The sequence below is a fragment of the Flavobacterium sp. genome (genome assembly GCF_049318185.1).
GTDB lineage: Bacteria > Bacteroidota > Bacteroidia > Flavobacteriales > Flavobacteriaceae > Flavobacterium.
Genome location: NZ_JBMOGV010000112.1, coordinates 1 through 6,981, shown reverse-complemented (window position 1 = coordinate 6,981; position 6,981 = coordinate 1). Strand labels below are relative to the sequence as shown.

Below are 6,981 nucleotides of genomic sequence, written 5' to 3'. Positions count from 1 at the left end.
AAATCTCTTAGTTCACTATTTAATTCACTTGCAAAAACACATGAATGACCTAAATCGTTAAGTGCAAGGTGGAATCCGCCAAGTCCAGCAAATAAATCTATAAATTTTAATTCTTCCATTATTGAATAGTTCCTCTATTTTAATATGCTTTTAGTTACTTGGTTCATCTACTTCAAAGTTCTCCAACTCTTTTTTCACTTCTTCCAGTAATTGTTTTTCGGTTGGTAGGTATAAATGGTATTGACTTGCTATGATATTTTTATTGTCCTCTGGTAATGAAAATTTAACCACCCCATCGTTTTTCTTGGCACAAAGCAAAATACCAATAGTTGGGTTTTCGTTTTGCGTTTTTTCTATTCTGTCGTAATAGTTGACATACATTTGCAACTGCCCAATATCTTGGTGGGTTAGCTTTTCGGTTTTGATTTCGATAATTACAAAACATTGCAGTAAGCGGTTGTAAAACACTAAATCTATAAAGAAATCGTCGCCCTCAATATGAATACGTTTTTGCCTTGCTACAAATGCAAAACCATTTCCTAACTCTAAAAGAAAATCTTGTAGGTGTGTGATAATGGCACTTTCTAGATCTCTTTCGTAATAAGAAGCTTCACGCTTTAAATTCAAGAATTCTAAAAACATAGGGTCTTTTATAATCTCTCTTGCATCCGATGGCAATTTCTCGTTTCTAGCTACTGCCAACACCTCTTTTCTGTCGCTGCTCATTAACAGACGTTCGTATAAACTGCTATTTATTTGTCGTTCCAGTTGACGAACTGTCCAGTTGTTTTTTACTGTTTCTGCAATATAAAACTCTCTTTTGTCTTGATTGTCAACAGCCAACAATAATTTGTATTGACTCCAACTCAATTGCGTCCACAGTGTAGTCGCAATTGGAAAAGTTCGGTAAAACTGACGATAGCGTTCTAATTGTCTTACTGAAAAACCAGTGCCATATTCGGGTTGAAGCTGTTCTGAAAGAAACTTTATTAAATATGTTCCGTAATCTGCTCGGTCTTTTCCTTGTTGTTCTTCTTCAAAAATACGTTTACCAATGCTCCAATACATAATGGTACGCTCATTATCAACAGCCTTAACAGCTTTGTCTTTGGCAGTAGCAATAATTGCCTTTATGTCGGGAATTAAGGATTGGTTTTGAAGCATTTTAAAAATGAAATGAAAAATTAATAGTATAATCCACAAACTTACAAAAAAGCAATGGAATGTAAAAGAGTGAAATTGAAAAAGGATAGGCAGGATAACCAAAAAAGGGTATAAACATTTTTTATTTTATTTTGTTTAGAAAAAACGGATTTAAGTGGCTGTTTGAGTGCAAATTAATCTAAGCTATTCACTGTTTTGCTTTAATTCTGTAGTAAGTTTTCCGAAAGTTGAAATTTAAAAAAAACTAAATATGTTTGTGTCGAAATTTGGTTATCCTGCCTATCCACTCAAAATGATAAAAAAGAGTGCATTTAGCACTCTTTTTTATGCACTTGCTTTTTGATGTTAATTACTCGTCTTCAATTTCCTTATTTTTAACATCTACTTCTTCATAGGAAAGTTCTTTAACTGCATAAACATAGCCAGTTTTCTTGCTGATTTTTATGAAATTGTGTTTTTTTAATGCTTTTCCTAATTTGTTGATTGTAGCATCGTTCAAGTTTAATTTAGTCCTGTCAGCAAGTTTGGCAGCTATTTGTGATGCGTTTAAAAAGAGTGTTGCTTCTTCTTTTGGACAAGGCTCGAACCAAGTTAATAATAATTCTTCTTCTGGACTATGCAATTGGTATTGTTCGTTATTTGCTGTGATGTTCTTGATTTCTTCCTGGTCAAACCAAAATCTAAAACCACTTTTGAAGAGAAACAACGCTTGTGAAAAAGCCATATTAATATCTACATCGTGCTGGTATTTTATGCCCTCCAACTCGAAACAAAGAAATCTTCTACTTCCTGTACTATCGTTTAAGAATTGGGCTGTATTGACACTTCCAGCAAATGATGCGCGTCTTGGCATAGTTTCGTTGTTGTGACCATAGGCTTTTCTCATTCTGATTTGGGTTTTTGTAATGATTTCTTTGAGTGATCCTATTTCAGAACGGTTTAGGTTTTCTAGTTCATCCAAATTAATTAACATACATTCCGCTAGTTGTACCAATGTATCTTTATTGTTTGGGTTTATGGTTCCAGAAAATAAATACTCTTTCAATTGCTTTGGAACGAGCTTCTCCACCCACGTTGTTTTTCCTAATCCTTGTTTGCCACTGAACACAATAACCGTGTGATTGATTACCTTTTCATCTAACACACAACCGACCATAGCCACCAACCATTTTTTAAAACATTGTTGCCAAAGGTCTTGTTTTGTGGTTGTTATTGTATTAGCTAATTCGGTAATGTAATCGGTCTTTTCATCGTAAGAAGGTAAATTGAAGAAGTAATCTTCAAAAGGATTGAACAGCACACAAAAATCAGAATAAAGCAAGTTTCGTAATGATGATAAGTTTGTTTTAATTCTTCCTTTTAAACACTCTCTAAGCATTGAATTTTCAATAAAATCATTCATTACATTCCACTTTTTTTTACCGAAATATTGAAACTCTAATTTGCCAGAAACCATATTATGACGGAATACATATCTCGTTGATAAAAACATCTCTAGACGGTCTATTTGTGTTGGTCTTGGTTTGTCTTCGTCGTCATCGTCGTCAAATTTAGTTGTAGGTTGATGAGTTCCCTCGTTCCTCGGGATGACAATTTTGGACTTTTCATTCGCTCCGAATTCGTGTAAGTTTCCATAGGCGCTGTTGACTGCTTGTGTTACTTCTTTTTCATCATAGCCAAAATCGGTTAGAATATATCCCAATGCTTCTTGCAATGCAACTCCTTTTCGGTTTAGATTACACGCAAGTTGGTGTACGAATACGTTGCGACTACCATTCACAAATTGCACTTTTTTTTCGGTGAAATTTACGCAGTGATTGTAGATGGCTTCGCGGTTGTCGGTTGTCGGTTGTTGGTTGTTAGTTTGAGATTGCTTCACTTCGTTCGCAATGACAACTTCTTTAGCTTCACTCGCAAAGACTGAGGCGTTTTCATTTAGATATAGATTTTCATCCCAGGAATAGAAGCATAGTCTTGTTACATCTTTGCCTGATTTGTCTATTTCCAGTTTTAAAATACTTTCATAATGAGCTTGAACTTTTAGGAACGTTTCTTTATGTTCGGTTTTTGGTGTGTCGATTTTGATTAAAATTTTTAAACCGTTTCCTGATGGGCTAATAAAACACGCATAAGTAAACTCACTTTGTGCAGCTAGGTTCTTTGCATTTTGCAATTCAGAAGCAGTTAATTTGTCAATATCCAAAATGATGTAACTTGAATAATCCGCTAGAAATTCCAATTTTCTACCACCAACAAATTTACCTGAAGGTGTGAATGCTGGAAGTGATTTTTTGGCTTTGTTATATGCTTCTTCTTTCTTTTCAGCCAAAGATTTACGCAAATACACAATCCCCGGTTTGTACTTTCCCGTTTTTATTTCTTCTAAAATTGTTGCAATTGTTTTGTGTTCTACAACTTCGTTGAAGTTTTTAAATATTGTTACCATTTTTTAAAGTTGATAGTTGGTGGTTGGCAGTTGTTGGTTCTCATTTTTGTGAGTTTTGCAATCGCAAAACTCACAAGTTCCGTTGCAGCTGCTCATACTATCGTCCTTTGAATGATTTGTTGTAATGCTCTTGCAATAGCTTTTCAACATCAGAAAGTTTGTAATAGATTTTGTTTCCTACTTGACTGAATGAAATTTTGCCTTCGTCTCGCCAGGTTTGAGCTGTACGTTTTGAAATTTTCATAAGTAATAGAAATTCTTGATTGTCCAGAAAGGTTTCTTTCTTAGGGTCAGCCTTGATAGAAATTTGGCTTTGAATAGTGTCTAATTTGCTCATTAGATCTGTGAACTGGTCTTTTGTGAAGATAATTGCATCCATTTTTAAAAGTTTTAAATTGTTATGGTGCAAATGGAAGAAATAAAAAAAAGTCCGATTAGACTTATTTGGTCTTATCGGACTAAAAAGTTTGTTAGACCTTATGGATATTAAGAAGTTGAAATGTTAATTTTAGAAAAAATCGGACTACAGTTTTATTTTCCAATCATTATTTGGGTTCTTATCGGTTCTTGTTGGCGATAAATACGTTTGAATTGTAAGCATTGAAAGCTCATTCCCGTTTTCGTCTACATAATTAGCACAAATGAATTTTGCAATGTCCTTTATCTTATGCTCAATGTAAGGTTTGCCATTTGGTTTTACATCATTCATCATTTGTTTGTACGCATCCGTTAAAATGTTGATTGGACCATTCAAACGGATTTTTAAAGTTGGTGCTGTTGCTAATTTTGCAATGTTTAATTTTTCTTGTTGTTCTTTATCATATTCAGAACGCATTTTGCGTAGTGTTTGTAAATGCTCAATTTGATGGTTGCATTGTTCGTCATACGCTTGTAAGGTCGTATTAATTGAAAATTTATCAGCTTGTTTATACGCAAAAGCTTCTTGGGTTAAATAAATAAGTTTTTCTGAAAAGTCAGATAGTGTTTCAATATGATTTTTGACTTCATAATAAGAAAAATATCTATCATCAGAATTAGCGTTAATAAGTCTTTTTGGGGTTTTTGGTTTTGTTCGAACTACTCTTGCAGATTGCAGCTCTGTTCTTTTTTTATCAATTAAAATGTACAATTTATTGTATCTACTCATTGCCGTTTTGGAGCTGAAAAAAGCTTCATTATTGGCTAATAATTTTTCAAGTTTACAAATCCATACTTCTGGGTTCTTCACCAGGTTGAATTGATAATCGATAAATGCAGGAAATTGAGATTGTTTGAGTTCTAGAATTTTTGCAATTAAGGCATTGCAATAGTTTTGAATGTTGATTTTGTCTTCGATAATAATATCAAATAAAGGATTTTTGGCTTGTGCCTGTGGCACTGCCAATAATTCTACAAACTCTGCGGTTTGCATATTTTGATCCTTTGAATTCAATTGCAATATTGTTTTTTTTGTTATTCATTTAGTATTGAAAGGTAATTAAAAGCGGTTTTAAATTGGTTGCTTTTTGGAAGTCCTAGTGTTTTCAACTAGAGTTCGTTTATCACTCGTTTCGAATGCTTTAAAAATTACTTGTTTACTCTGATGTAAAGTTATAAAATAAAAAAAATCCTTGTTAAAGGATTTTAGTTGAAGTTATTAACAATCGTTTTAAGTCAATAAAACAAGTCATTGACACGTTATTTAGAAAATATAATTGTCTACTGCTTTGTCCAGTTCTTCGCTTATGATTTTAGCATAAACTTGCGTTGTGCTGATGTCTCGGTGGTCCATAAGTTTAGAAACGTGCTCAATTCTCATTCCATTATTTAACGCATTTGTTGCAAAACTGTGTCTCGATAAATGGAAAGAAAGGTCGAAAGGTAATTTCATTTTTTCTCCCATTTTTTTAAGATGCCAATTTGCTAATTTATTGAAAGCTGCTGTTTGAAAATAACGTTTTGCTTCGCTGGTCAAATAGCCTTCTTTATCGACAATAACCGGAAAAATGAAATCATCGTGATTGGCATTTTCCTTTTTGTATTTTTCTAAAATATCAATAGCCACTTTTCCAATTTTGAACTGGTGTACTCTTCCAGTTTTACGAATGTGTTTTTGAATTTTATGTTCAGCTTCATTGTAATTTGAATATTGCATTTCGATAACATCACTAAAACGCAATCCTCCTGCATAAATTGAGAATAGGAATAAATCTCTCCACATCATAGCTTTTTTACCTTCTATTAGCTTTATTTGTGTTAAAGCATCAATCTGTACTTTATTAAGAAATAGTCTTTTAGAAGAACTGATTTTGAGGGTTATTTTGCTAAAAGGAAACATTGTTTCTGGAATTACTTCTTCGCGAATTGCATCTCTAAAAATGGTTCCGAGTACAATTATGGAAAGTCGTTGCGTTGTATCTCCGTTTCCTAATACATTGCCTAAATGAAATTTATAGTCATTTAATAAAGCTACCGTAATTTCATCAAAATATACATCCTTGGTTCCCATATATTTTTCAAATTTATCAACCTGAGAAGTGTATGCTTTGTAGGTGGAATAAGAAACAGTGCTTTTTATTTTCTCTAATCTCTTTCTAGCATATTCAAAAAAGTTTGGCACTTCTTTTCCCTTTATGGCTTCTTTGAGCTTTTTAACTGATACTGTTTTTATTTTGCGTTCCATATCGGCAACCTGACCTTCAGCATCTGCAATTTTTTGCGATAACGCAGCATTCATTCGGGCACTGTTTGGATGGTTCTTTTTTACTTTCTGCTTTACTTCATCCCACTCGTTCTCTTTGAGCTTTACTCCAGCAGTGATAAATTTCGTTTTTCTATCTTTTATAATTCGGATATACAAAGGGCTGTGTCCTGTTTGATCTACCTGGTGTGTTCTTAAAATAAGTTTAATTGATGCCATAAAATTAGTAATTTAGAAAGGTTGTACTATATTTGTAAAGGAAAGCAAACGAGTGAAAGTATTGTAAATACTAGGCTTTCAATCGGGTGCATCGTGATACGAAGGTACAACATTGGGTACAACAAAACAAGTATTTCGTTGCTTTTTTGTGCTTTATTCTGCTTTTACTAATTTCACAATGTCAATGAATACAACACTTTAAGTGCAAATGGGAGGGTTGAATGAAAAGTTGTAGATAACTTGTATATATGCTCAGTTTTATATTCAAAAACTGAGCAAAGCCAATTGAATTGGCGGTATAGGCTCAATTAGTATTGAGTATTATTTTATAAACCCTATAGCGCGGTTTTACTTCGTCTGTTCGCTCCGCTCGGGTGCAATCAGTGCCTAATCAAGCTTTTTTATTCCACCTACTCTTTGTTACAGTTTTCGGTTGCCCTGTATGTTTATTCGTTTTTCTCTAAAATAACCC

Annotated in this window: 6 protein-coding genes; all 6 read right to left on the bottom strand. The window is 33.4% G+C overall.

The annotated features are described in order from the left end of the window. A partial coding sequence (locus ACOYLT_RS09515; RefSeq protein ID WP_422853621.1) for a DNA cytosine methyltransferase occupies window positions 1-119 on the bottom strand: 119 nt, incomplete at its 3' end. 31 nt (window positions 120-150) lie between these two features. Beyond that, the gene (locus tag ACOYLT_RS09510) at window positions 151-1,164 is read right to left on the bottom strand and encodes a PDDEXK nuclease domain-containing protein (RefSeq protein WP_422853620.1); all 1,014 of its coding nucleotides are present in this window, start codon (window positions 1,162-1,164) and stop codon (window positions 151-153) included. 349 nt (window positions 1,165-1,513) lie between these two features. Continuing rightward, window positions 1,514-3,610, bottom strand: a complete 2,097-nt coding sequence (locus tag ACOYLT_RS09505) for a VapE domain-containing protein (protein WP_422853619.1) — start codon at window positions 3,608-3,610, stop codon at window positions 1,514-1,516. Window positions 3,611-3,707: 97 nt separating this feature from the next. Continuing rightward, a complete protein-coding gene (locus ACOYLT_RS09500) occupies window positions 3,708-3,989 on the bottom strand; it encodes a helix-turn-helix domain-containing protein (RefSeq protein ID WP_103727006.1) in 282 nt (93 codons plus the stop codon). Between the two features lie 144 nt (window positions 3,990-4,133). Continuing rightward, window positions 4,134-5,021: a hypothetical protein gene (locus tag ACOYLT_RS09495; RefSeq protein ID WP_422853618.1), complete on the bottom strand. Its 888-nt coding sequence runs from the start codon at window positions 5,019-5,021 to the stop codon at window positions 4,134-4,136. A 270-nt stretch (window positions 5,022-5,291) separates the two neighbouring features. After that, window positions 5,292-6,509, bottom strand: coding sequence for a tyrosine-type recombinase/integrase (locus ACOYLT_RS09490; protein WP_422853617.1), 1,218 nt, complete (start codon window positions 6,507-6,509; stop codon window positions 5,292-5,294). Window positions 6,510-6,981 lie beyond the last annotated feature (472 nt).

Excerpts from the sequence above, each read along its gene's own strand:
- ACOYLT_RS09505 (WP_422853619.1), bottom strand. The coding sequence starts at position 3,610 with ATGGTAACAATATTTAAAAACTTCAACGAAGTTGTAGAACACAAAACA.
- ACOYLT_RS09495 (WP_422853618.1), bottom strand. The coding sequence starts at position 5,021 with ATGCAAACCGCAGAGTTTGTAGAATTATTGGCAGTGCCACAGGCACAA.
- ACOYLT_RS09500 (WP_103727006.1), bottom strand. The coding sequence starts at position 3,989 with ATGGATGCAATTATCTTCACAAAAGACCAGTTCACAGATCTAATGAGC.
- ACOYLT_RS09490 (WP_422853617.1), bottom strand. The coding sequence starts at position 6,509 with ATGGCATCAATTAAACTTATTTTAAGAACACACCAGGTAGATCAAACA.
- ACOYLT_RS09510 (WP_422853620.1), bottom strand. The coding sequence starts at position 1,164 with ATGCTTCAAAACCAATCCTTAATTCCCGACATAAAGGCAATTATTGCT.